The following is a 24,199-nucleotide window of genomic DNA, read 5'->3' as shown; positions in this document are numbered from 1 at the left end:
ACCGCGCGACCCGATCGATCCGAACCGGAAGGGAAGTGCCATGTTCGACTGTCGACGACGCCGGCGGCTGGCCTCGCTCCTCGCCATCCCGATGATCGGTGTGCTGCTCGCCGCCTGCGGGGGCGGCGCCGGCGGGGGCGGCGACGCGACCGGGGACGAGATCCCCGGCATCGGCGACGACCTGATCTCCGCCGCGCAGGCCGAGGGCGGCGTCGTGCTCTACGGCGGGGGGCACACCCAGGACGGGCTGGAGCTGCTGCAGGAACGCATGCAGGAGCGCTTCGGCATCCAGGTCACCTTCACCCGCGACGACTCCGGCAGCGTCGCGAACGCCATCTCCTCGGAGCTGGCGAGCGGCCGGCTCAACGCCGACGTCGTGAGCCAGACCGACCAGGCGGCGATGCAGGCATGGGCCGACGACGGCGTCATCCGTGCCGTCGACGTGGCGAACGCCGACCGGATCGTCGACGGGCTCCACGACCCGGCGGCTCCACAGCTGCCCTACATGCAGATCCCGCTGGGGATCATGTACAACTCCGCCCGGACCGACCCCGCCGGCATTCCCGGGACGTGGACGGAGCTGGCGGCCGAGGACCGCGGTCGGATCGTGACCTCGGACCCGAGCGCGTCGGGCACCGCGCTGACCTTCTACGCGCTGCTGGACCGGCTGCACGGCCCCGAGTGGATGGCCGGGCTCGCCGACCGCGGCCCGATCGTCAGCGACAGCAGCCTGGCGCTGCCCCAGCTGGTGCTGACCGGCGAGGCCACGCTGGGGGTGCCGGCGATCGAGTCCGCCGTGCTCTCCGCCGCGGCGACCGGTGAGCCGCTCGCGGTCGCCTACCCGTCGGACGGGGTACCCGTGATCGCCAGTGAGGTCGCCGCCCTCACCGACGCGCCGCGCCCGAACGCCGCCGAGCTCACCGTCCGCTACCACCTGAGCGAGGAGTTCCAGCAGGCCATGGCCGAGACCGGCGGCCGCAGCGTGCTCGACGGGCTCCCCGCCCCACCGGGTGCGGAGGACTTCGGTGACCGGCCGCTGCTGACCGCCCAGGTGGCCGCGATCGCGGAGGTGCGGGACGACCTCCGCGCCCGGTTCGACGGGTTGTACCGGCGTTGACGACCGGGACGGCGAGCAGGACACGGGCGCCGGCGGCGTCCGGGCCGGGTGGGCGGCCGTCGACCGAGCGGGTGCTGCGGATCGGGTGGGCGCTCGCGGTCGTCGCGCTCATCGGGTACCCGATCGCCGAGGTCTTCCGCCGCAGCCTGGTCGACTCCGACGGGCGGCCGACGCCGGCGAACTACGCCCTCCTCGTCACCGAGCCACAGCTGCTCACGGCGACGCTCAACTCCTTATGGATCGCCACCGGCGCGACCGTCGGAGCGCTGCTGATCGGGCTCCCGACGAGCTGGCTCGTCGTGCGCACGGACATGCCGTTCCGTGGGTTCTTCCGGGGAGTCGCCCTGCTCACCTTCGCGGCGCCCAGCTTCATCGCCGCGCTCGGGTGGATCCTGCTGCTCGGCCCGAACGGCGGGCTGATCAACACGACGCTGATGTCGGTGTTCGGCCTGGAGAGCGCACCGTTCGACATCTTCACTCCGTGGGGGATCATCTTCGTCCTCGCGCTGTTCCTCTACCCGCTGGTCTTCCTGCCCGTCTCGGCCGGGCTGGAGGGGGTGGACCCGTCGATGGAGGACGCCGCCGCCGGCCTGGGGGCCTCCCGGCTGCGGGTACTGCGCACCGTGACCTTCCCGGTCGTCATGCCGTCCATCGTGGCCGGAGCCCTGCTGGTCTTCGTCACCTCCTTCGTCATCTTCGGGCCCGTTGCGCTGCTCGGTGGGCCGGCCGGGTTCCAGACCGTGCCCACGGTGCTGCTGAGCCTGATGAACTTCCCACCCCGGATCGAGGCCGCGGCCGTCGTTGCGGTGCCGGTCCTCGTCCTGGTCGCGGCGCTGCTGGTGGTGCAGCGCACGCTCGTCGGCGGCCGGCGGTTCACGGTGATCGGGGGCAAGCCCGGCCGGCACGGTCTCGTGCGGCTCGGGGCGCTGCGGCCGCTGGCCGTCGGCGTGTGCGCGACGGTCGTGCTGTTCAGCATCGTGCTGCCGTTCGGCATCCTCCTGGTCACCTCGACCAGGCGGGCCATCGGCCTGCCGCTGGGGCCGGACAACTTCGTCCCGGTGCAGAACTACGCGACCACGTTCGCACAGCCCCGGGTCGCCGTCGCCCTCGGCAACAGCCTGGTGCTCGCGCTGGCCGGCACGGCCATCGCGCTGGTCATCGCGGTGGTGGCGTCCTGGCTGGTGACCCGGACCCGCGCCCGCAGCAACGCCGTGATCACACCGGTGATGGCGGCCCCGCTCGCGTTCCCGGGGGCCATCCTGGGGATCGGGATCATCATCGCCTACGCCGGTTCGCCGTTCGGTCTCGGCGGCACCTTGCTGATCATGCTGATCGGGTACGTGGGCTGCGCGCTGCCGCTCACCTTCGTCTACGTCCACGCCGGGATGGGGCAGGTCGCGGGAGAGACGGAGGAGGCCGCGCGGAGTCTCGGCGCGTCCTGGCTCCGGACGACCGCCACGGTGACCGTCCCGCTGCTGCGCCCGTCGCTACTGGCCGCCGGCCTGCTCAACTTCGTGCTCCTCTTCCGCGAGCTCGAGCTGTCGATCTTCCTCTACACCGGCGCGAACCCGACCGTCGCCACCGTGCTCTACGGCCTGGCCAACGAGTCCCGCTACCAGCTCGCCGGCGCGCTCTCGGTCGTCGTGCTGGTGATCAACGTCGGTATCACCCTGCTGGCGGTCCGGCTGCTGGGCAGGAGCGCCGGAACCCGTCCGGCACCCGATCGAGAAGGAGCTGAGCCATGACCTCGACCGCCGACGTCGGCACGGGAGTGTCCCTGCAGTACGAGGACCCGGGGATCGCAGTCCTCACGATCGACAGCCCGCCGTCCAACGCGTTCAGCTGGGAGAGCCGACGCTCGTTCCGGACGGCGCTGCGCCGGCTCTCCGAGGACGACGCCATCCGCTGCCTGGTCGTCACCGGGACCGGCCGCGCGTTCACCTCGGGGGCGAACCTGCGCGAGGACGAGGCCCTCGACGACGCCGAGCTCGCCGCCTACCTCGACGACTTCGGCGGCATGCTCAACGCCCTGGAGGAGTTCCGGTCGCCGGTGATCGCGGCCATCAACGGTGCCACCGTGGGCGGTGGCCTCGAGTTCGCCCTCGCCTGCGACATCCGCATCGCCTCGAGCGAGGCCTTCTTCATCGCGGCCGGGGTGAACGTCGGGCTCATCGTCAGCTTCTGGCGGCTGCCGCGGGTGATCGGCCTCGGGCCGGCCAAGGAGATCCTGCTGACCGGTGCCCGCTACGACGCGGCGCAGGCCCTGAACTGGGGACTGGTGACCGAGGTCCACGAGCCGGGCGCGTTGCTCCCGGCCGCGATGCGCAAGGCCCGGCGGATCGCCACCCGCGCCCCGCTCTCGGTGGAGGCGACCAAGTCATCGGTCAACCAGGCGTTCGAGCTCGACTTCGAGGAGGGGCAGGCCCTGCAGACCGCGAAGTTCCTGGAGATGTTCCGGACCGAGGACCACAAGGAGGCGTTGCGGGCGTTCTTCGAGAAGCGGGAGGGCGACTACCGGCGCAGGTGACCGCCTCCCCACTGTCGGTGGTCCGTGGTTACCTGGTCGTGACGGTTCCCGGAGCAGGGGAGGTGGTCCGTTGTGGTCAGGGTCGACGGGCACTGGCGCAACCGCAGCTGGGTGCGCACGCACTACCGGCATCCGCTGCGGCCGGAGGCGGACCAGACCGGGCTGGTGTTCCCACCGGCCTGGGCCGTCCGGATCGACCTGTCGCGGCACCGTGCGCCGTTCCCGGCCGAGCCGCTGACCGCCCGGCCGGGACCGTCGTTGCCGGCGCCGCGGCGCCCCTCGTAGCCGGTGCGGGAGAGGGGAGGCGGATGATGTCCGGGTGCCACGACTGATCGAGAACGCCAGCCGGGTGACCGCCGCGGGGACCCCGCCGAAGACCATCGACGAGTACGTGGGCCGGGTGAACACCGGGTCCGAGGCGCTGTCGATGGCGCACATGCGCAGCCCGTCGGGCTGGGCCGAGCCCGGCCAGACCCCCGAGTTCGACGAGTACACCCTGGTCCTGCGGGGCGCGCTGCGCGTCGAGTTCGACGGCGGCGAGCTGACCGTCCCGGCCGGGCAGGCCGTGCACACCGCGCCGGGGGAGTGGGTGCGCTACAGCTCGCCCGGTCCCGAGGGCGCCGAGTACGTCGCCGTCTGCCTCCCGGCGTTCGAGATCGGCGCGGCGCACCGCGACGACGAGGACTGACTCGCGCTCGCCTCCCCGGCTCGCGGGTGCCGCGCCCGAGGGTCGTGAGACGGTGATCGCCGGGCGCAGGAGAGGAGCCGCCGGTGCGCAGGACGGTGACGGGCCTGACGGTGCTCGCGCTGCTGGCCGTCCTCGGCTGCGCGAACGCCCCCGCCGGGCCGGGAGGGACCGCAGGCCCGGGCGGAGCGGATGACGGCCCGCGCCCGGCGACCGCCGAGGATCTGCTCGGCCGCTGGTACCCGGCCGACGGCGCCCACCGGGGCGCGGCGTTCGCCGAGTTCGACGCCGACGGCGGCTGGACCGGCTCGGACGGCTGCAACGGCCAGGGCGGTACCTGGGCCCTCGACCCGGACGGCACCTTCGCCGGGAGCGCCGGGCCGAGCACGCTGATCGCCTGCGACAACGTGCCGGTCGCCCGGTGGGTCGGCGAGGCCGGCCGCGCCGAGGCCGACGGCGGTGACCTGCTCCTGGTCCCCGCCACCGGCGACGTCCCCGCCCGCCTCGTCCGCGAACTGCCCTGACCTGCGCGAACCGCACGGATCCGGCCGGTGGTGCGTCGGGGTGAGCAGAGCAAAAGAGGGCGTCAGGCGGCCGGTCGGTGACGATCGGCCGCCCCGGAGTGGATCAGTGCGAGGACGCGGCGAGGAACTCGCGCAGCGTCGTGGTCCAGCGCTGCTGGGCGTCGAACAGCGGGCCGTGTCCGGAGCCGTCGAACCACTCGGTGCGCACCCGGCCGCCGGCCGCGGCGTAGCGGTCGAGCACGTCGCGGATCTGGGACACCATCTGCTGCGGCGGGAACTCGTCGGCGCCGGGCCAGCCGGGGATCAGACCGGCCCGGCCGAGCGTCCCGGCCTCGAGCATCGACCCGTCGGCGACGATCACGTCGTCGGAGCCGTGCGTCCACAGCACCGGCGGCTTGCGCTCCAGGTCGACGACGCCGTCCCACCGCAGGTGGCGCGGCGAGAGCGCGTTGAGCAGGCCGGTCGCGCCGGGGGCGAAACCGGGCCAGTGCGGTGACGCCGCCGCCGCTCCGGGGTAGCCGCCGTCGCCGATCACGGTCAGCAGGATCTCGTCGACCAGGACGTCCTCGCGCTCGGGCGGCAGTGTGAACGACGGCGACCAGTAGGTCTGGCGCATCACGTTGCGGATCGAGAACGGGCTGTCTCCCGTGCGGTCCCCGGCGCGCAGCCCGGCCACGAAGTCGGGGTGCGCCCCGGCCGCGCCGGAACCGGCGCCGTCGTCGTGCACGGGGGTGCCGTCGTCGCGGACGCCGCTGTAGCCGTAGGGGCCGACCGGGTCGACCAGGGTCAGCGACGCCGCGGGGTGCCGCAGGGCGTAGCGGGCGATCGCGCCGCCGCCGGTGGACCAGCCGACCAGGTGCGGCGGGGTGGTGACGCCGAGGGCGCGCAGCAGGGCGTCGACGTCGTCGGCCCAGTCGTCGAGGCCGCGGGTGGCGTCGAGCGGGGCGGGTTCGCTGCGCCCGAACGAGCGCATGTCCGGGGCCAGCACCCGGTAGCCGTCGGCGGCCAGGTCCGGCATCACGTGCTCGTAGAACCGGCCGGTGGAGAGGTTGCCGTGCACCAGCACGAGCGGCGGACCGTCCTCGGGACCCGCCCCCAGCAGGTGCATCCGGATCCGGTCGGTCGGCACCTCGCGCGCACGCACACCGGGCAGAAGGTCCACGACCGACGATCCTCGCGAGCCCCGCTCACCCGGTCAAGGAGTGGTTCGCTCGTCCGATCCGGTCGCGACCCGGCCCGGCGATTGTGGACAGCGGGTTGCGACTGGCAACGTCCCGGCTCTCGTCGGGGCACGGGTGCGGGGGCGCCCGGGAGGGTGGGGCGTGGTGCGCAGGACGATCGGCACGATCCTCACCGCCGTCGCGGTCACGCTGAGCACGGCGGCGACGGCACCGGCGGATCCGGGCCCGCCGGCGCCGGCTGGCCCCACCCCGACGATCACCTGGGGAACCTGCCGCGACGCGGCATCGGCACAGGCCGGCGCCGAGTGCGGGACGCTCGCCGTCCCGCTCGATCACGCCGACCCCGGCGGCGAGCAGATCCGGATCGCGGTCTCCCGGATCCGGCACACCGTCCCCGACGACCGCTACCAGGGCCCGATCCTGGTCAACCCGGGCGGACCGGGCGGACCGGGCGTCGGGCTGAGCCTGCTCGGCTCGCTGGTCCCGGAGGGTGCCGGCGGCGCCTACGACTGGATCGGCTTCGACCCGCGCGGGGTCGGGACCAGCGAGCCCGCGCTGAGCTGCGACGCCGACTACGGCGGCTACCGCCGGCCCGACTACCGCCCGGAGAACGGCGCGGTCGACGCCTGGCTGCCGCGCACCCGCGCCTACGCGCAGGCCTGCGCCGCGAAGGGCGGCGCGCTGCTGGAACACCTGCGCACCGAGGACACGGTGCGGGACATGGACCTGATCCGCCGGGCCCTCGGCGCCGAGGAGATCAGCTACTACGGCTACTCGTACGGCACGCTGCTCGGCCAGGTCTACGCCACGCTGTTCCCGGACCGGGTGCACCGGATGGTGCTCGACGGCGTCGTCGACCCCCGGGACTGGTGGTACGAGTCGAACCTGAACCAGGACGTCGCGTTCGAGCGCAACATCGTCACCTTCTTCGACTGGGTGGCCAAGAACGACGCCGTCTACGGACTCGGGAACACCGGCGGCGACGTCGAGAAGCGGTTCTACGACCTGCGCGAACGGTTCCGTACCGCCCCGGCCGGCGGCCTGATCGGGTCGTCGGAGTGGACCGACATCTTCCTGCGCGCCGGCTACAACGTCGCCGAGTACGCAGGTGTGGCCGACGCGTTCGTGGCGGGCGCCCGCGGGGACGCCGCCGCACTCAAGGCGGCCTACGACCAGGCCGGCTCACCCACCGACGACAACAACTACGCCGTCTACCTCGCCACCCAGTGCACCGACGCACCGTTCCCGCGGGACTGGACGACCTGGGAGGCCGACAACACCCGGGTGGACCGCGAGGCACCGTTCGAGACCTGGGGCAACGCCTGGTACAACGCGCCGTGCCTGGACTGGGCGGTGCCCCCGTCGGCGGCGCCGCAGGTCGCGGGCCGGCTCGCGACCGGCCCGCTGCTGATCTCCGAGACCTACGACGGCGCCACCCCCTACGAGGGCGCGCTGCAGGCCCGGCGCACGTTCGGCGGCTCGGCGCTGATCGAGGGCGTCGGCGGGCACTCGCACGCGACGTCGCTGTCCGGGGTGGCCTGCACCGACGACCGGGTCGCCGACTACCTGCTCACCGGCGCGCTGCCGCCGCGGGTCGACGGCGACCGGTCCGACGCGCAGTGCCCGCCCGCCCCGACGCCCGAGGCCACCCGGCCGTCGACCGGGAACTGACGGCCCGTATCGACGCCGAGATGCAGACCACGGTCGTCCCGGCGTCTCCGGGACCGCCCAGGTCTGCATCTCGGCGGGATCGGGGCGTCAGCCGGAGCCCGTCCCGGCGGGGGTGTTCGTGCGGTAGCCCCACAGGGCTGCCGTGTAGAGGACCCCGCCGAGCAGGGCGCCGAAGACCCAGGCGAACCCGCTCAGGCCCTCCAGCGCGGGCGTCCACACCGCGGCCAGCGAGAAGCACGCCGACACCGCGATGACCGCGATCGCCCGCAGGTTCCAGCCGCGGGTGTAGTGGTAGCGCCCGGCCGGGTCCATCGTGAACAGGTCGGCGACCTTCAGCGAACGGCGCTGCACGATGTAGTAGTCGGCGACCAGCACGCCGTAGAGCGGGGCGAGCAGCGCACCGAGGGTGTCGACGAACGTCGGCAGCCCGATCTGCTCGATCGTCGCCACCCACAGCCCGCCGATCACGAACCCGACGCCCGCGGTGATCAGCCCGCCACCCCGGAAGGAGATCCGGCGCGGCGCGAGGTTGCACAGGTCGTAGGCCGGCGGGATGAAGTTGGCGACCAGGTTGATCCCGATCGTGGCGACGACGAAGGTCACCGCGGCCAGGACGGTCAGGAACGGGTTGCCGACCAGCCCGACGATCTCGGCCGGGTTGGTGAGCGGTTCGCCCTGGCCGTCCTGCAGCACGATGTAGGCGCCGGCGGTGATGAACAGGCTCAGGAACGTGAAGAACGCCAGGCTGACCGGCAGCCCGGTGAGGTTCCCCCGCTTCATCGAGGCCTCGCTGCGGGAGAACCGGGAGAAGTCCCCGAAGTTGATGATGACCGCGGAGAAGTAGGCGATCATCGTGCCCATCACGCCGAAGAAGGCGGCGACCGCGGCCCAGCCCTGCACCTCGGAGTTGTCGAAGATCGCTCCGACGGCGGGGATCAGCTGGTCGCCTGCCTGCACCCAGATGACGGCCAGCAGCGCGATCATGACCAGGTAGACCGCCGGGCCGGCGAAGTTGAGGAACTTCTCGATCCACACGATCCCGCGGGCGAACAGCGCGATCTGCAGGATCGCGACCAGGGTGTAGGACACCCAGTCGACCCAGTCCATCCCGAGGAACACCGCGCGTCCGGAGTCGGCGGCGAAGGCGTTGATCGCCAGCGCGACGGCGGTCGAGGCGAAGTAGGTCTGCGCGCCGTACCAGAAGATCCCGACCACGCCGCGGATCAGCGCGGGGAACCGGGCCCCGACCACGCCCATGCTCGCCCGGGCCATCACCGCGTACGGGACGCCGTAGCGGACGCTCGGGATTCCCGTCAGATTGACGAGGAAGTTGACGAACGCGCCGGACAGCACGATGGCGGCGAACACCCACCACCCGTTGATCCCGGCGGTGATGAACAGGCTGGCGGCCAGGGTGTAGCCGGCCAGGCTCTGGATGTCGTTGGTCCAGACGTTGAAGATCGCGAAGGCGCCCCAGCGACGCTGCTCGGCCGGCAGTGGCGCGAGGTCGTCGTTGTACAGCGACGGGTGCGGGGCGTCGCCGACGTCCGTCTGGATGCTGGGCTGGCTCGACTCGGTCGGCCGGACGGCGGACATGGCGGCTCCCGGGCCTTGCATCGGGCGCGGCGGAGGACTCCGCGCTGGTCGACGGTCCCGTGTGAAGCTATGGCTTAACGATCGTTGCGTGGTTTCGTCCGGGTAACGGTTATCCGGGATCGTTCGCGCCGGGTGTCCGGGTTCCCCGCGACGCTGACGGTCGCCCAGACCGCCACCGCGACGTCCGCGGTCTCGTTCACCACCCGGTGCGGCCGGGTGGCGGAGAAGGACAGCGAGCCGCCGGCCGGGACCCGCACCGTGCCCTCGGTGAACTCGAAGGTGAGCTCGCCGCGGACGATGCTGCCGCAGTCGTAGCCGGTGTGGACCAGCATGCCGCCGTCCGGGCTGGACGAGGTGCCCGGCGGGTAGACGGACTCGAACAGGTCCAGGCCGGGGATGACGACCGGGGCCAGCCGCCGGTAGGTCACCCCCTCGCCGAGCCGGGCCGACGCGGCGCGTGCGGGCAGCGCCAGGTGCACCCCGTCGAGCGGTTCGGACACCTCGACCCCGCCCTCGGCGTCGGCCCGGCGGAACAGTCCGGCGTCGGTGAACACCGCCGAGACCGGTGCGCCGAGCGCGGAGAGGATCTCGACCAGCCGCTTGACCGAGGGCCGCATCGCGCCGGACTCGATCTGGGACAGCGCGCTCGCCGAGATGCCGACCTCACGGGCGACCGAGGACAGCGACCGGTTCGCCGACGTCCGGACGGCCCGCAGCCGGCTCCCGATCACCTCGGGGAGCGCCGTGTCGCTCATGGCGCCGATCGTAGTGAGCGGCTCTCACTTGAGTCCGGTGGTCGAGATCCCCCGGATCAGGTACCGCTGCGCGAAGGCGAAGAAGCACAGGATCGGGACCAGGGACAGCAGCGACATCGCCATCAGGGTGCCGACGCCCTCGCCGGACTCCGAGTCGACCAGCGCGTTCAGTGCCACCGGGACGGTGAACACGGAGTTCGCCGTCAGGTAGATGAGCTGGGAGAAGAAGTCGTTCCAGGTCCAGATGAAGGTGAAGATCGTCGTGGTGATCAGTGCCGGGCGCATCAGCGGCAGGATGATGTACCAGAACACCCGGAACGGACCGGCGCCGTCCACCCAGGCCGCCTGGTCCAGCTCACGCGGGATCCCGCGGATGAACTGGACCATCAGGAAGATGAAGAACGCGTCGGTGGCCAGGTCGCCGACGAGACGCTGTACGACGACATCAGGTCCGGTGCGGGCACCCAGAGCACGTCCGCCACGTCGCGCCGCGACCTCGGCGGCGTGCACCCGGGCGATCCGGACGCCCTCGCAGCGGTGGTGCAGGTCGAAGGCCTCGACCACGGGCTCGACTAACCACGGCGTCGGCACGCCGAGTAGGCCGGCCACGCGGGATCGTCGAGGTCGCCGACCCGGGGCAGGTCGTGGCCGGTGTCCGCGCGGAACCGGCGCGCCACCGGCTCCGAGGAGGACACCCCTTACCGACTCCCAGCGGTTGGCGAACAGCGCGTCCACGTCGTACTCGCGGGCGATCTCCGTCGCGATCCCGGTGATGTGCTCGCTCAGTTGGGTGCTGAAGGGGTCGGTCCAGTAGACCCCGGCATCGAGTCGTGCTCGATCGGCTCGCCGTGCTCGTCGCGTGCGAGCCACTCGGGGTGCGCCTCGGCCGCGTCGGCGTGGATGGCGTGCGGGTCGACCCGGGCCATGACGTGCATGTCCAGCTTCCGGGCCTCGGCGACCAGCGCGCCGAACGGGTCGCTGTCGCCCAGGTTGGCGCTGCGGTGGTGGAACGGCATCCGGGTCGGGTAGAAGGCCATGTAGCCGCCGGCGCTGAGGCACAGGGCGTTCGAGCGGGTGCGGCACATGACGTCGACCCGGAAGTCGATGTCGAAGGTGCCGGGATCGTCGTCGGTGAAGGTCACCTGCGTCCACCGCGTCGCGGAGTGGTGCCACGCCGCCGATCCGTTCGTGCCGACCACTGGTGCCGGACGGCGCGCGCCACGGTCGCGGGAGCGCCGGAGTGCCATGATGTCCACCCGCCGGGGCGGAATCGGATGCGTCACCCGGTGGGCGCCGGGGAAAGGAAGAACGCGTTGACCAGCACGGGCCCATTCAAGCTCGGAACGGCGTCACTCACGGACGCCCTCATCGAATCCGTTCGCGCCCGGATCATCAATGGGGACATCGCGCCGGGGGAGAAGATCACCGAGATCCGGCTCACCACCGAGTACCGGGTCGCGCGGTCGACGGCGAAAGCGTGCATCGAGCATCTGACGGGTCTCGGGCTCATCCGCCGGGTCGCCCACAAGACCGCGATCGTGCCCCGTCTCACCGAGTCCGAGATCGAGGACCTGTTCTTCAGCCGGTCCACGTTCGAGGCCACCGCAGCCGGTCATCTCGCCAGGTTGCGGCGGATCCCGGACGAGGTCAGCCGGGCTCAGCAGGCGATCGGGCTCGCCGTGGACCGGGGTGACTTCGCCGAGTCCGTGCAGGCCGACATCGCGTTCCACTGGGGGCTCGTGCACGGATTCGAGAGCGAGCGGCTGAGCCGCATGTACGAGATGATCTCGGGTGAGATCCACCTGACGATGGGGCAGTACAGCGCCCATCGCCGCACGTCGCCGTCCACGGTGATGGCCGAACACCAGGCGGTTCTGGACGCCATCACCGCGGGCGACGAGAAAGCGGCGTGCGCGGCGCTCACCGAACACATCCGGCTCGCGAAGGAACGGATCGTCGCCGAGCTCCGGGAAAGCGGGTGAGGTGCCGGTCCGCAGTTCTCAGGCCAGGTGCACGTATTCGTACTCGAACGGCTTCCCGTTGATCCCGTTGGACGGCGGCGCGATCCAGCCGGCGATCTTGCCGGGCTCGTAGACCGGTCGCATCAGGCTCTGGACGAACGTGCGGTCCGCCTCGGACGGCAGCCAGTCGTCGCGGCGGGCCTCCCAGGCGTCGGAGGACACCAGGTCGCCCTTCGGGGTCACGTGGTGGCCGCCGAAGATCCCCACCTCGCGGTTGAACCCGACGTGCGGCAGGTGGACGCGCTCGTCGAACCCGAACTTCTCCAGGATCCGGTTCCAGCGCTTCACCCCGGACCCGCAGTCCTTGACGTACTCGTTGCGCAGGTCCAGGTTCAGCGCCAGCAGCGCCGGGACCTCGTCGGTGACGACCTGGCCGTCGCGGACCCGCTCCATGCCGTAGCCGTCGTCGGTGAGGAGGTGGTCGTCGGCGCGGCGTTCCTCCTGCCAGCGGCCCTTGAGGCCGGCGGTGAAGTAGTTGGCCGCGTTGGTGGACTGCTCGGAGCCGAACAGGTCCAGCGACACCGAGTAGTGGAAGTTGATGTAGCGCTGGATCAGGTCCAGCGGGATGCCGCCGTGCGGGCCGACCTCGAGGGTGTCGTGCTCACGCATCAGCTCGCAGGTCCGCTCGACCACCCGGTCCACGCCGGTGGTGCCCACGAACATGTGGTGGGCCTCCTCCTTGAGCATGAACTCGCAGGTCCGCGAGAGCGGGTCGAACGCGGACTCCTTCAGCGTGCCGAGCTGGTACTTGCCGTCCCGGTCGGTGAAGTAGGTGAACATGTAGAACGCCAGCCAGTCCGGGGTCTCCTCGTTGAACGCCCCGAGGATCCGCGGCGAGTCGAGGTCACCGGAGTTGCGCTGCAGCAGCGCCTCGGCCTCCTCGCGCCCGGCCCGTCCGAAGTAGGCGTGCAGCAGGTAGACCATGGCCCAGAGGTGCCTGCCCTCCTCGACGTTGACCTGGAAGAGGTTGCGCAGGTCGTAGAGCGACGGTGCGGTCTCGCCGAGGCGGCGCTGCTGCTCCACCGACGCGGGCTCGGTGTCGCCCTGGATGACGATCAGCCGCTGCAGGTCGGCGCGGTACTCGCCGGGGACCTGCTGCCACACCGGTTCGCCGCGGCTCTCGCCGAACGCGATCCGCCGGTCGTCGCCGCGTTCGGAGAGGAACACGCCCCAGCGGTACTCCTCCATCGCGACGTGCCCGAACTGCGCCCACCCCTCCTTGCCGACGTCGACGGCGGTACGCAGGTAGACGTCCTGGGTCGGCACCGCCGGGCCCATCGTCTTCCACCAGTTCAGGAAGTTCGGCTGCCAGGACTCCAGCGCCCGCTGCAGCTTCCGGTCGCCGGCCAGGTCGACGTTGTTCGGGATCTTCTCGCCGTAGTCGATGGACACTGTGCGACTCCCTCAGACTCGCTTGCGATCGAAGTCGGCCCTGCGGCCGGTGCCGTACCTGCGGAGCGCGCCCTCCGGCCCGGAGGCGTTCGGGCGCACGAAGATCCAGTTCTGCCACGCGGTGAGCCGGGAGAAGATCCGGCTCTCCATCGTCTCCGGGCCGACGAACCGGTGGTTCGCCTCCATCCCGGTGAGCGCGTCCGGGGACAGCGACGCCCGCTCCTCGAGCATGATCCGGACCTCGTCGTCCCAGTCGATGTCGTCCGGGGCGTCGGTGACCAGCCCCAGGTCCAGGGCCTCACCGGCCTCGATGCGCCGGCCCGTCTCCTGCCGGAGCTTCGCGACGTGGTCGTCGTCGCCGTAGAACCGCGACGCCAGCCGGGACAGCCCGTTGCCCATCGGGAACGTGCCGAAGTTGCTCGCCGACAGCATGAGCTGGGCCTCGTCGCCCTGCTCGTCGCCGTCGATGGTGCCGTCGAGCATGTACTGCCGGTCGCAGGCCAGCGCCAGCTCCAGCAGCGCCCCGGCGAAGCAGGACCCCGGTTCGATCAGCGCGATCAGGCTGCGGCTCGTCACGTCCAGCCGCTTCAGGGTCCGCGCGAAGTACCGGCGGATCTCGTTGACCAGCCAGTCGTCGCCCGAGTGCTCGGCGATGACCCGCTCGAACGCCAGCGCGTCCTCGACGTCGCCGCGGGTGCGGATCACCCAGGTGCCCAGCTCCAGCTCGTTGGTCCGCAGCCGCAGGATCAGGTCGTCGAGCTCGCGGGTCATCGCCAGGGGCCAGAAGGCCGCGCCGAGCTCGCGGACCCGCTCGATGCTCTCCGGGACGCCGCCGTCCGGCCCGTCGATCGTGATCTCCACCAGCCCGCGCTCGCGGTCCAGGTCCGCGTGCACGTGGGTGTAGGAGATCCGGTCCGCGGCCTCGGTGCGGGACAGCGGAGGCAGGTCGATGCCGGGCCCGCCGGGCAGCCGCGACGACTCCGCGGCCGCCGACGCGGCCCGCTCGGCCACCGTCTCGTCCCACCGGCGCTTGGGGATCACCTCGTCGACGAGGCGCCACTCGACGGCCTGCTTCCCGCCGAACCCCTCGGACTTGGTGGCGAAGACGTCGGCGCGGTCCTTGCGGACCCGGCGCTTGTCGGTGACCCGGGTCAGCCCGCCGGTGCCGGGCAGCACGCCGAGCAGCGGCACCTCGGGCAGCGCGACGGTGGAGGAGTTGTCGTCGATCAGCAGGATCCGCTCGCAGGCCAGCGCCATCTCGTAGCCGCCGCCGGCGGCGGTGCCGTTCAGCGCGGCGATCCAGGTCTGGCCGGAGTGCGCGGTCGCGTCCTCGATCGCGGCCCGGGTCTCGTTGGTGAACTTGCAGAAGTTCACCTTCCACGGGTGCGGGGAGCCGGCCAGCATGCGGATGTTCGCGCCGGCGCAGAAGTTGCGGTCCTTCCCGCTGGTGAGGACGACGGCGCGCACCTCGGGGTGGCTGAACCGCAGTCGCTGGACGATGTCGTACAGCTCGATGTCGACGCCGAGGTCGTAGGAGTTCATCTTCAGCTCGTAGCCCGGGACGAGGCCGCCGGCCTCGTCGACGTCGAGCACCACCCGGGCCGTGCCGGGCGTCTCCTCGTCGATCTCGAGGCGCCAGTGCCGGTAGCTCCCGGGGTCCCGGTCGAAGTCGACCACGACGGAGCCTTCCTCGGTCGTGGGATCGGCATCGGTCATGGCCGGAGCGCCTCCTCGCGTCGTCGCGACTCGCCAAAGACTACAACAACCTGACGCGACGACGGAAGAGTGTGGAGTGTTCGCGGTCGCGATCGGTGTCCGGCGACCGCGTCCCGTGCCGGTGCGGGCCTGCGACCGTCCGCGGCATGCGCATCTCGTCGCCGGCGGGCCCGGTTCGACTCCTGGTCCTGACCCTGCTCCTGACCGTTCTCGCCGGCTGCGGTGCCGCCGGCGCCGCAGCTCCCGCGGCCGGCCCCGCGGAGGTGGACTGGGCGGCGATCGATCCGTGCGGGCTGCTCCCGCCCGCGGACCGTTCCGCGCTGGGGCTCGGCGGTGACCCGCGGGCGATCACGGGCCCGCCCGCGGGATGCCACTTCACGCCGTCCCGCGACGAGGTGGCGTCCGGCGACGCCGGCATCTCCGGACCGATGATGGGCGTGCAGATGACGGTCGTGACCGGGGACGGCGGGTTCGACGACCTCGCGACCCGGGCGCGGGCGGAGGGGGAGCCGGTCGAGGACGCCGTGGTGGCCGGCCTCCCCGCCGTCCGGAGCGGCGAACCCGGCCCGGTGTGCGTCCTCGTGCTCGACGCTCCGGGGGCCGGGCTGCTGATCTTCGGTGACGGTGGGTGCGACACCGTCACCCGCGCCGCCGAAACCGCCCTGGCGAACCTGCCGGGCGCGTGACCCGTGGCGCGAACGCCCTCGATGGGTACACCGGCGTCCCCGTCCGAAGATCGAACCACCCCTGTGTGCCCTCACCGCCTCGTGGGACCGGCTCCGGCCGGGATCTGTTTGCGGAGCTCGCCGACGTCGTTGGGCGCGAACCCGTGTGCGGTCAGCCATCCGGTGACCTGTTCGGGGTCCGGGTGGCCGTGCGGGACGACGTTGTAGACGTAGTTCAGCCGCCGTCGCCCCGCCTCGGCCTCCAGGTGGGAGAGCACGAACGAGCCCACGCCGGAGCGCCGGACGTCGGGGTGGACCAGGACGAGGATCTCGGCGTCGCCCCACGACCCGTCGAGCCGGCCGTACCCGACGGTCCGGCCCGCGCCGTCCTCGACCCGCCACCACTCGTCGCCGAGCGGGTCGCCGTCGCCGGGGCTGCCCAGCCCGAACAGTGCCGGGTCCAGTCCGGACAGGACGGTCGCCTTGCCGTCGTCCCAGCTCGCCGGGGTCTCCGGGATCCATTCCCACGTGTGCACGCCGGCCTCCTCGCCGTCTCGGTCAGGGCACCGGCCGTTCAGACCACCGGCTCGGGTTCGGCCGGGCGCCCGGACACCAGGTCCGCGGCCCGGGCGCGCAGCCGGAAGCGCTGGATCTTCCCGGTCGCCGTCTTCGGCAGCTCGCCGACGGTGACGACCTCGCGCGGTCGCTTGAACGCGGCGAGCCCGTCCCGGCAGAACGCCACGAGCTCGGCGGGCGACGGCGCGGAGCCGGCGTCGCGGGGGACGACGAACGCGACCGGCTTGTCCAGCCCGTCCGCGTCCGGCACGCCGACGACGACCGCCTCCGCCAGCCCGGGGTGTTCCAGCAGCCGGGTCTCGACCTCGGCGGGGGAGACCCAGATGCCGCCGACCTTGAGCACGTCGTCGGCGCGGCCGAGACAGGTCCAGGACCCGTCCTCGCCCCGGACGTACTGGTCGCCGGTCCGCATCCAGCGGCCCTGGAAGACCAGCCGGTTCACCTCGGTCCGGCACCAGTAGCCGGTGCAGACCGAGTCCCCGGCGACGTAGAGCATCCCCTGCTCCCCGGCGCCGTCGATCACCGAACCGTCCGGGCGGCGCAGCTGGACCTCGTAGCCGGGGACCGGGAACCCGGAGCTGCCGGGCACGACCTCGCCGGGCCGGTTCGAGATGAAGATGTGCAGCGCCTCGGTCGAGCCGATGCCGTCGAGCACCTCGAAGCCGTACCGGTCGCGGACGCCGTGGAACATCCGGGCCGGCAGCGTCTCCCCGGCCGAGGCGCCGCGGCGCACCGTCGCGAACCGCTCCGGGGGTAGTTCCGCGGCGATCATCGGGCCCCAGAAGCTGGGGACGGCGAAGAACAGCGTCGCGCCGTGCTCGGCGGCGAGGCGCGAGTAGGACTCCGGGGTCGGGCGGGACGGCTCCAGCACCGCGCACGCCCCGGCCGCGAGCGGGAAGAACATGCTGTTCCCGATGCCGTACGCGAAGAACAGCTTGGCCACCGAGAGGCAGACGTCGTCCGGCCGGATGCCGAGCACCTGCGCGCCGTAGGTCTCGCCGACGACGCGGATGTCGGCGTGCCGGTGCATCGCGCCCTTGGGCTTGCCGGTGGTGCCGGAGGTGTAGAGCCACAGCGCCTGCGACTCGTCCCAGGTGGGGTGCGGGTCCGGCATCGGTGTGCCGCCGCCACCGCCGCTCGCGAGCAGGCCGTCCCAGGTCAGGGCGGCGACCCCCGGTGCGGTGACCGGCGCTGCGGTGCCCGTGAGCACCACCCGCTCGAGGTCGGGCGCGCCCGCGCACGCCTCGGTCAGCGCGTCGGCGAACGCGGCGCCGCCGATCACCGTGGTCGCCCGCGAGTCCCGGACGAGCACGGCCAGCTCGCGGCCGGTCAGCATCGTCGAGCACGGGACGGCGACCGCGCCCGCCCACATCGCGCCGAGGATCGCGGTGAACAGCTCGACGTCGTCGGGCATCACGAACAGCACCCGCTGCTCGGGCCGGACCCCGGCCGTCCGCAGCGCGCCGGCGACCGCGCGGACCCGGTCGGTGAGCTCGGCGTAGGTGAGCGAGCCGGCCGGGAACCGGACGGCGGTGCGGTCGCCGTCGCCGGCCTCGACCCGGGCGGCGGTGAGGTGGGCGGCCGCGTTGAAGACGTCCGGGGCGGAAGCGGCCGGGGTGTCAGCGCTGACATCAGCCATGGTGGGTGGCTCCTGTGCCGGTCGGGAGCATGTGATGCTACACACATCCGACGTGGCGTCAACGGGTTGTAGATCGTTGTCGGGGCACCGGAACGGCAGGCGTGGAGGAGGTCCGTAGGCTCGCCGGACGTGGGGACCCTCGTCAGCTTTCACGCCCATCCCGACGACGAGTCGATCGGCACCGCCGGCACGCTCGCCAAGGCCGCGGCACTCGGGCACCGCGTCGTGCTCGTGTTCGCCACCCGCGGCGAGCTCGGCGAGCCGGTGCCCGGCGTCCTCGCCGACGGCGAGCAGCTGTCGGTGCGCCGTTCCGCGGAGTGCTTCGCCTCGGCCAAGGAGCTCGGTGTCGCCCGCGTCGAGTTCCTCGGCTACGTCGACTCCGGGATGATGGGCGAGGCGAGCAACGACGCGCCGTACTGCTTCTGGCAGGCCCCGGTCGAGCACGCGGCGAAGCGGCTCGCGCTGATCTGCGAGGAGGAGGAGGCCGACGTCCTCACCACCTACGACGACAACGGCGGCTACGGCCACCCCGACCACATCCAGGTGCACCGGGTCGGTGCCCGCGCCGGGGAGCGGGCCGGGGTCCCGGTCGTCGCGCAGAACACCACCAACCGGGACTGGCTGATCCGCGGCATGAAGGGGCTCCAGAAGGAGCGCGGCTCCGAGATCGAGATCCCGGAGATCCCGGACGACGGCTCGTTCGGCAAGCCCGAGTCGGAGATCACCCACCGGGTCGAGGCCGTCGAGTACGCGGAGACCAAGCGGGCCTCGATGCGGGCGCACGCCAGCCAGATGGGGCCGGAGCACTTCATGCTGACGATGCCCGAGCCGGTCTTCGCCATGGGGCTGGGCACCGAGTTCTACATCGTCGACTCCCCGCCCAACCCGGCCACGGCGCCGGAGCTGTGGACCGAGGTGTTCGAACCCCTTCGCTAGGGCGTCATGCGTGAGCCGGCTCGCGGGAGCGTTCCGCGCGCCGGTCCCACCAGCCCATCAGCGCCCGGTGCGCGGGCTGCTCGACCGTCCGGGTCAGTGCCCAGCCGAGCAGCAGTGCGGCCGTCACCATCGCGGCGGACTGCAGCACCGGCCCGACGCCGAGGTCCTGCAGCCGTCGCATCAGCACGTAGCCGACGGTCTGGTGCATCAGGTACACGCCGTAGGAGATGCCGGCCAGCCACTGCAGTGCCGAGGCGAACGGCGCCGGGGTCCACGACCCGGGCCGCGGCAGCCGCGAGACCACGGCGACCAGCGCGATGCCGGCGCAGACCCCGGCCGCGGCCGTCGCGTCGACCCGCAGCACGCCGTCCGGGCCCTCGGCGAACCCGTGCACGAACTGGGCGGCGCCGCACAGGGCGAGCAGCGCCAGCGCGTGCGGGGTGCCCAGCCGGCGGGTCGACCACATCCACACCGCGATGCCGGCGGCGAACAGGTGCAGCCGGTGGAACCCGAACCCGTCGACGATCATCCGGTACCACTCGGGCGGCGGCGCCAGCTCGCCCGGCGCGGCCCGCAGCGGCCACTGCAGCAGCGGCACCAGCACCAGCGCCCAGGTCAGGATCCGCACCCGCGCCCCGGAGGCCCAGCGCGTCGTGCCCAGCACCGCGGCCGCGGTGAAGGCCATCAGCTGCAGCGGCAGCGTCCAGAACGCCGGGTCCAGCCAGGGGAACCGCACGACGTCCCAGTTGCCGAGCATCAGCCAGTTCCAGGCGAGCTCCCGGATCCGCGGCCCGCCCCAGTCGTCCGGGGCGAGGAACCGCAGCGTGATCCAGGCCACCGGGACGGCGACCAGGAACGCCGGCAGCAGCCGCGCGACGCGTCCCCACCAGTAGCGGCCCGCCGGCTGCCGCCCGAGCGTCGCGCACGCGAAGTACGCGGAGACGACCAGCAGCAGGCTCGCGCCGATCTGGTGGTCGAACGAGACGGGGCGCGGGGCCAGGTCCGGATGCAGGACCGGGCCGAGGTGGGTGGCGTGGTAGAGCACCACGAGCAGGACGAAGCCGATGCGCAGCGCGTCCCAGCCGGGCTCCCGGCGCCGGCGGGATCCCGCCGGGGGAGCAGGCGGTGGCACGACCATCGGAGGACACGGTATTCACGGCCCGGGCGGTTCCGACGGCCGGGGGCGGGATGGGGCCGGATCCCCCGGTCGTGCGGTGGCGGCGGCCCTGCCCGAACGCTCCCGGGGTGGTCGTTCTACCCTTCGTAGAGCACAATCGTCGGGCATCGTGCGCCCGGTCGCGAGACGGGCCCGATGCGGTCCCGTGCGGATCCGTGTGGATCACCGCCGACCGGTCGGGCGACGCCCGCCGGTCGGAGGCTAGAGTCCACGCGTCCGCGAGGACGTGCTCAGGTCAGGCAAGTGCAGGAGGCCCAGGTTGACAGCCGTCGAGCCCAAGCCGATCTCGACGCGCCCGTATCCGGCGCGCCGGACGGGCAAGGGATCCACGTTCCTCAGGATGCTGAGGACGACGGATCCGAAGGACATCGCGATCCTGTACATGTTCACGTCCTTCGCCTTCTTCCTGGCGGGTGGCGCGATGGCGCTGCTGATCCGGGCGGAGCTGGCGCGGCCGGAGCTGCAGTTCCTGTCGACCGAGCAGTACAACCAGCTGTTCACCATGCACGGCACGATCATGCTGCTGCTGTACGCGACGCCGGTGCTGTTCGGCTTCGCGAACTACATCGTGCCGCTGCAGATCGGTGCCCCCGACGTCGCGTTCCCGCGGCTGAACTCGTTCTCGTACTGGCTGTTCCTGTTCGGCGGCCTGATCGTGCTGTCCGGGTTCCTGACCCCCGGTGGCGCCGCCGACTTCGGGTGGTTCGCCTACACCCCGCTGTCCGACGCGGTCCGCTCGCCCGGCCCGGGCGGTGACCTCTGGATCATGGGTCTGGTCGTCTCCGGTCTGGGCACGATCCTCGGTGGCGTCAACTTCATCACCACGATCGTCTGCATGCGCGCGCCCGGCATGACGATGTTCCGGATGCCGATCTTCACCTGGAACATCTTCGTGACCGCGATCCTGATCCTGATCGCGTTCCCGATCCTGACCGCCGCCCTGATGGGCCTGGCGGCGGACCGGCACCTCGGTGCGAACGTGTTCAACCCGGAGAACGGCGGCGTGGTGCTCTGGCAGCACCTGTTCTGGTTCTTCGGCCATCCCGAGGTCTACATCGTCGCGCTGCCGTTCTTCGGCATCGTGTCCGAGATCTTCCCGGTGTTCTCCCGGAAGCCGATCTTCGGCTACAAGAGCCTGGTCTTCGCGACGATCGCGATCGCGGCCCTGTCGGTCGCGGTGTGGGCGCACCACATGTACGCCACCGGCGCGGTGCTGCTGGCCTTCTTCTCCTTCACGACCTTCCTGATCGCCATCCCGACCGGCGTCAAGTTCGTGAACTGGATCGGCACCCTGTGGAAGGGCAAGATCACCTACGAGACGCCGATGCTGTTCTCGGTCGGCTTCCTCGTCACGTTCCTCTTCGGTGGCCTCACCGGCATCCTGCTCGCGATGCCGCCGGTGGACTTCCACGTCTCGGACACCTACTTCGTCGTCGCGCACTTCCACTACGTGCTGTTCGGCACGATCGTGTTCGCGACCTACGCCGGCATCTACTTCTGGTTCCCGAAGATGACCGGCCGGTTCATGGACGAGAAGCTGGGCAAGATCCACTTCTGGCTGACCTTCGTCGGGTTCCACCTGACGTTCCTGGTGCAGCACTGGCTGGGCAACGAGGGCTACCCGCGCCGGTACGCCGACTACCTGCCGATGGACGGCTTCACGACGCTGAACATGATCTCGTCGATCGGCGCGTTCGTGCTCGGGTTCTCGACGCTGCCCTTCATCTACAACGTGTTCAAGAGCTACCGGTTCGGCCGGGTCACCGACAAGGACGACCCGTGGGGCTTCGGGAACTCGCTGGAGTGGGCGACCTCGTCGCCGCCGCCGCGGCACAACTTCACCGAGCTGCCCCGGATCCGCTCCGAGCGCCCGGCGTTCGACCTGCACTACCCGCACCTGGTCGAGCGGGCCCGCGCCGAGGCGCACGTCGGACACCGGGCGGCGCCGTCCGAGGTCGTGGCCCAGGAAGTGGGCAAGGAATCGATGCCGGACGACGACCCCAAGTCCAACTGACGTGGCGGAAGCCCGTCCCGGTCCGGCCCGGTCCACCGTGCTCGTCACGGTGACCGGGCCGGACCGTCCCGGTGTCAGCTCCGTCCTGTTCGCCGCGCTCACCGCCGCCGGGGTCGAGCTGCTCGACCTCGAACAGGTCGTGGTCAACGGCCGGCTCACCCTCGGCGCCCTGGTGGTGCCCGAGGGCGACCCCGAGGAACTGCAGGAGTCCGTCGGCGCCGCGATGGACTCCATCGACATGTCGGTGCACATCGAGATCCAGCGCGACGGCGAGCGGGACGCGCGCCCGCGCTCGACGCACGTCGTGACGGTGCTGGGCCGGCCGATCACCGCCCGCGCGTTCGGCGCCATCGCCGCCGAGCTGGCCGCGGTGGACGCCAACATCGACTCGATCCGCCGGGTCGCCGACTACCCGGTCACCGGGCTCGAGCTGCTCGTCTCGCCGGTGCCCGAGGGCGACGCCGACGCCTACCCGCCCGGCACCCTGCGCCGGCGGCTGGTGAAGGTGGCCCGGCAGGCCGGCGTCGACGTCGCGGTGTCCCGGGCCGGGCTGGCCCGGCGCAGCAAGCGCCTCATCGTCTTCGACGTCGACTCCACGCTGATCCAGGGCGAGGTCATCGAGATGCTCGCGGCCCGCGCCGGCGCGGACGTCGAGGCGCAGGTCCGGGCCGTCACCTCCGAGGCGATGGCCGGGAAGCTGGACTTCACCGAGTCGCTGACCCGCCGCGTCGCCGTCCTGGAGGGGTTGCCCGCCTCGGTCGTCGACGAGGTCGCCGCGGAGATCGAGCTGACCCCCGGCGCCCGCACCACGATCCGCACCCTGCGCCGCCTGGGCTACCGGTGTGGCGTCGTCTCCGGCGGGTTCACCCAGGTCATCGCCCCGCTGGCCGACGAGCTGAAACTCGACTTCGTCGCCGCGAACGAGCTGGAGATCGCCGACGGGCGCCTGACCGGCCGGGTGACCGGCGAGGTCGTCGACCGGGCCGGGAAGGCCGTCGCGCTGCGCCGGTTCGCCGACGCGCACGAGATCCCGGTCGAGCAGTGCGTCGCGGTCGGCGACGGGGCCAACGACATCGACATGCTCTCCGCGGCGGGCCTCGGGGTGGCGTTCAACGCCAAGCCGGCCCTGCGGGACGTCGCCGACACCTCGGTGTCGGTGCCCTACCTCGACGTCGTGCTGTTCGTCCTCGGCATCACCCGCAGCGAGGTGGAGGCCGCGGACGCCGACGAGGGCGTGCTGCGCCGGGTGCCGATCGCGTGACCGGTTCCGTGCTGGACCTGCTCGCGGGGCGGTACGGGACGGGCGCGCGACCCCGGGCGATCCCGCCGGAGGCCGACGGGGTCGTGCGCGCCATGCCGGTCGTGCTGCGGATCGAGCGGGACCCGCTCCCGGCACGCACCCCGCTGCTGGAGGCGGCCGCGACGGCGGCGGTCGCGGTGTGCCTCGACCCGCGCGCACTGCCCGGCGGCGAGTGGCACGACGCGGTCGAGACCTGGATCGACGGCCGGATCCGCAAGATCGCCCGCCGGGCCCGGGGCGCGCACTGGCGTGCCGTGCAGGAGCTGCCCGGGGTGACCGTCGGGATCGGCGGCGCCGAGGTCCGGGCACTGCTGCCCGGCCCGGTCGACGACGTGCCGAGGACGGTGTCCCGGCTGCAGATCGGCGGCACCGAGCTGGAGCCCGACGAGCCGGGCCCGGTCCCCGCCGGCGCGCCCCGGGTCCTGCTGAACCCGCACGTGGAGATGACCGTCGGGAAGGCCGCCGCGCAGGTCGGGCACGCCAGCATGATCCTCGGCGCGCTGCGCGGCTGGCCGGTGGTCGACCCGGCGGACGTGCCCCGCTTCGCGGTGCGGACCCCGGCGGTGGGCGAGTGGGACCGGCTGGTGGCCGATCTCGAGGCGGGCGCCCCCGGCATCGCCGCGGTCCGCGACGCCGGGTTCACCGAGGTCGACCCCGGCACCGTGACCTGCCTGGCCCTCCCGCAGACCGCCTGATCACGGATTCGG

The 24,199-nt window shown here is 72.3% G+C and carries 23 protein-coding genes; 13 read left to right on the top strand and 10 right to left on the bottom strand.

Features of this window, described 5'->3' with window-relative positions; all coding sequences use genetic code 11:
• Positions 1-40 precede the first annotated feature (40 nt).
• From WIS52_RS27665 to WIS52_RS27640, 6 genes are all read left to right on the top strand, one after another.
• Positions 41-1,117, top strand: a complete 1,077-nt coding sequence (locus WIS52_RS27665; RefSeq protein ID WP_349301326.1) for an ABC transporter substrate-binding protein — start codon at positions 41-43, stop codon at positions 1,115-1,117.
• On the top strand, positions 1,114-2,862 hold the full coding sequence (locus tag WIS52_RS27660; protein WP_349301325.1) for an ABC transporter permease: 1,749 nt from the start codon (positions 1,114-1,116) through the stop codon (positions 2,860-2,862). The genes WIS52_RS27665 and WIS52_RS27660 overlap by 4 nt, the downstream gene beginning before the upstream one ends.
• Complete coding sequence (locus WIS52_RS27655; RefSeq protein WP_349301324.1) at positions 2,859-3,644, top strand: enoyl-CoA hydratase/isomerase family protein; 786 nt, start codon at positions 2,859-2,861, stop codon at positions 3,642-3,644. Before WIS52_RS27660 ends, WIS52_RS27655 begins: the two co-directional genes overlap by 4 nt.
• 72 nt (positions 3,645-3,716) lie before the next feature.
• A complete protein-coding gene (locus tag WIS52_RS27650; RefSeq protein ID WP_349301323.1) occupies positions 3,717-3,929 on the top strand; it encodes a hypothetical protein in 213 nt (70 codons plus the stop codon).
• A gap of 34 nt (positions 3,930-3,963) precedes the next feature.
• The gene (locus WIS52_RS27645) at positions 3,964-4,332 is read left to right on the top strand and encodes a cupin domain-containing protein (RefSeq protein WP_349301322.1); all 369 of its coding nucleotides are present in this window, start codon (positions 3,964-3,966) and stop codon (positions 4,330-4,332) included.
• An 83-nt stretch (positions 4,333-4,415) separates the two neighbouring features.
• Positions 4,416-4,853, top strand: a complete 438-nt coding sequence (locus tag WIS52_RS27640; RefSeq protein ID WP_349301321.1) for an META domain-containing protein — start codon at positions 4,416-4,418, stop codon at positions 4,851-4,853.
• 103 nt (positions 4,854-4,956) lie between these two features.
• Here WIS52_RS27640 and WIS52_RS27635 read toward each other — a convergent pair whose 3' ends face one another.
• On the bottom strand, positions 4,957-6,015 hold the full coding sequence (locus WIS52_RS27635) for an alpha/beta fold hydrolase (protein ID WP_349301320.1): 1,059 nt from the start codon (positions 6,013-6,015) through the stop codon (positions 4,957-4,959).
• A 163-nt stretch (positions 6,016-6,178) separates the two neighbouring features.
• Between WIS52_RS27635 and WIS52_RS27630 the strand changes: the two genes are divergently transcribed.
• Entirely contained in the window at positions 6,179-7,705 is a 1,527-nt protein-coding gene (locus WIS52_RS27630) for an alpha/beta hydrolase (protein WP_349301319.1), read from the top strand.
• Between the two features lie 87 nt (positions 7,706-7,792).
• On the opposite strand, the gene WIS52_RS27625 is transcribed toward WIS52_RS27630, so the two are convergent.
• The 4 genes from WIS52_RS27625 to WIS52_RS27610 all read right to left on the bottom strand — a co-directional run bounded on the left by WIS52_RS27625 (position 7,793) and on the right by WIS52_RS27610 (position 11,198).
• Entirely contained in the window at positions 7,793-9,301 is a 1,509-nt protein-coding gene (locus WIS52_RS27625) for an NCS1 family nucleobase:cation symporter-1 (protein WP_349301318.1), read from the bottom strand.
• Between the two features lie 74 nt (positions 9,302-9,375).
• Complete coding sequence (locus WIS52_RS27620) at positions 9,376-10,056, bottom strand: helix-turn-helix domain-containing protein (RefSeq protein ID WP_349301317.1); 681 nt, start codon at positions 10,054-10,056, stop codon at positions 9,376-9,378.
• 24 nt (positions 10,057-10,080) lie between these two features.
• Positions 10,081-10,665, bottom strand: coding sequence for a carbohydrate ABC transporter permease (locus tag WIS52_RS27615; RefSeq protein ID WP_349301316.1), 585 nt, complete (start codon positions 10,663-10,665; stop codon positions 10,081-10,083).
• 173 nt (positions 10,666-10,838) lie between these two features.
• Positions 10,839-11,198 carry an alpha-amylase family protein gene (locus WIS52_RS27610; RefSeq protein WP_349301315.1) on the bottom strand — a complete coding sequence of 120 codons (360 nt, stop codon included), beginning with the start codon at positions 11,196-11,198 and terminating at the stop codon, positions 10,839-10,841.
• 144 nt (positions 11,199-11,342) lie between these two features.
• On the opposite strand from WIS52_RS27610, the gene WIS52_RS27605 reads away from it, so the two are divergent.
• Positions 11,343-12,038 carry a GntR family transcriptional regulator gene (locus WIS52_RS27605; RefSeq protein ID WP_349301314.1) on the top strand — a complete coding sequence of 232 codons (696 nt, stop codon included), beginning with the start codon at positions 11,343-11,345 and terminating at the stop codon, positions 12,036-12,038.
• Between the two features lie 18 nt (positions 12,039-12,056).
• Here the strand turns inward: WIS52_RS27605 and boxB are convergent, their stop codons facing one another.
• Positions 12,057-13,469 carry a benzoyl-CoA 2,3-epoxidase subunit BoxB gene (gene boxB / locus WIS52_RS27600; RefSeq protein ID WP_349301313.1) on the bottom strand — a complete coding sequence of 471 codons (1,413 nt, stop codon included), beginning with the start codon at positions 13,467-13,469 and terminating at the stop codon, positions 12,057-12,059.
• A 12-nt stretch (positions 13,470-13,481) separates the two neighbouring features.
• Complete coding sequence (boxC, locus tag WIS52_RS27595) at positions 13,482-15,185, bottom strand: 2,3-epoxybenzoyl-CoA dihydrolase (RefSeq protein WP_349301312.1); 1,704 nt, start codon at positions 15,183-15,185, stop codon at positions 13,482-13,484.
• Positions 15,186-15,331: 146 nt separating this feature from the next.
• Between boxC and WIS52_RS27590 the strand changes: the two genes are divergently transcribed.
• A complete protein-coding gene (locus WIS52_RS27590) occupies positions 15,332-15,871 on the top strand; it encodes a DUF3558 family protein (protein WP_349301311.1) in 540 nt (179 codons plus the stop codon).
• A 71-nt stretch (positions 15,872-15,942) separates the two neighbouring features.
• Here the strand turns inward: WIS52_RS27590 and WIS52_RS27585 are convergent, their stop codons facing one another.
• Positions 15,943-16,386 (bottom strand): GNAT family N-acetyltransferase, encoded by a 444-nt coding sequence (locus WIS52_RS27585; protein WP_349301310.1) that lies wholly within the window; start codon positions 16,384-16,386, stop codon positions 15,943-15,945.
• Positions 16,387-16,424: 38 nt separating this feature from the next.
• On the bottom strand, positions 16,425-18,065 hold the full coding sequence (locus WIS52_RS27580; protein WP_349301309.1) for a benzoate-CoA ligase family protein: 1,641 nt from the start codon (positions 18,063-18,065) through the stop codon (positions 16,425-16,427).
• Between the two features lie 129 nt (positions 18,066-18,194).
• Here WIS52_RS27580 and WIS52_RS27575 point away from each other — a divergent pair, with 129 nt between their 5' ends.
• Positions 18,195-19,001: a PIG-L family deacetylase gene (locus WIS52_RS27575; protein ID WP_349301308.1), complete on the top strand. Its 807-nt coding sequence runs from the start codon at positions 18,195-18,197 to the stop codon at positions 18,999-19,001.
• Between the two features lie 4 nt (positions 19,002-19,005).
• Here WIS52_RS27575 and WIS52_RS27570 read toward each other — a convergent pair whose 3' ends face one another.
• On the bottom strand, positions 19,006-20,139 hold the full coding sequence (locus tag WIS52_RS27570; RefSeq protein WP_349301307.1) for an acyltransferase family protein: 1,134 nt from the start codon (positions 20,137-20,139) through the stop codon (positions 19,006-19,008).
• 298 nt (positions 20,140-20,437) lie between these two features.
• On the opposite strand from WIS52_RS27570, the gene ctaD reads away from it, so the two are divergent.
• From ctaD to WIS52_RS27555, 3 genes are read left to right on the top strand one after another with little or no spacing between them, the layout of a single operon-like run.
• Positions 20,438-22,192: an aa3-type cytochrome oxidase subunit I gene (gene ctaD / locus WIS52_RS27565; RefSeq protein WP_349301306.1), complete on the top strand. Its 1,755-nt coding sequence runs from the start codon at positions 20,438-20,440 to the stop codon at positions 22,190-22,192.
• Positions 22,193-22,229: 37 nt separating this feature from the next.
• Entirely contained in the window at positions 22,230-23,453 is a 1,224-nt protein-coding gene (gene serB, locus WIS52_RS27560) for a phosphoserine phosphatase SerB (RefSeq protein ID WP_349301346.1), read from the top strand.
• Positions 23,450-24,187 (top strand): peptidyl-tRNA hydrolase, encoded by a 738-nt coding sequence (locus tag WIS52_RS27555; RefSeq protein ID WP_379611448.1) that lies wholly within the window; start codon positions 23,450-23,452, stop codon positions 24,185-24,187. The genes serB and WIS52_RS27555 overlap by 4 nt, the downstream gene beginning before the upstream one ends.
• Positions 24,188-24,199 lie beyond the last annotated feature (12 nt).

The organism is Pseudonocardia nematodicida (genome assembly GCF_040105385.1).
Taxonomy (GTDB): domain Bacteria; phylum Actinomycetota; class Actinomycetes; order Mycobacteriales; family Pseudonocardiaceae; genus Pseudonocardia; species Pseudonocardia nematodicida.
The sequence above is the reverse complement of the archived record's forward strand: the minus strand, read 5'-3'. Positions and strand labels throughout refer to the sequence as shown.

Excerpts from the sequence above, each read along its gene's own strand:
- WIS52_RS27665 (WP_349301326.1), top strand. The coding sequence starts at position 41 with ATGTTCGACTGTCGACGACGCCGGCGGCTGGCCTCGCTCCTCGCCATC.
- WIS52_RS27655 (WP_349301324.1), top strand. The coding sequence starts at position 2,859 with ATGACCTCGACCGCCGACGTCGGCACGGGAGTGTCCCTGCAGTACGAG.
- WIS52_RS27625 (WP_349301318.1), bottom strand. The coding sequence starts at position 9,301 with ATGTCCGCCGTCCGGCCGACCGAGTCGAGCCAGCCCAGCATCCAGACG.
- WIS52_RS27620 (WP_349301317.1), bottom strand. The coding sequence starts at position 10,056 with ATGAGCGACACGGCGCTCCCCGAGGTGATCGGGAGCCGGCTGCGGGCC.
- boxC (WP_349301312.1), bottom strand. The coding sequence starts at position 15,185 with ATGACCGATGCCGATCCCACGACCGAGGAAGGCTCCGTCGTGGTCGAC.
- WIS52_RS27590 (WP_349301311.1), top strand. The coding sequence starts at position 15,332 with ATGCGCATCTCGTCGCCGGCGGGCCCGGTTCGACTCCTGGTCCTGACC.
- WIS52_RS27580 (WP_349301309.1), bottom strand. The coding sequence starts at position 18,065 with ATGGCTGATGTCAGCGCTGACACCCCGGCCGCTTCCGCCCCGGACGTC.
- WIS52_RS27570 (WP_349301307.1), bottom strand. The coding sequence starts at position 20,139 with ATGGTCGTGCCACCGCCTGCTCCCCCGGCGGGATCCCGCCGGCGCCGG.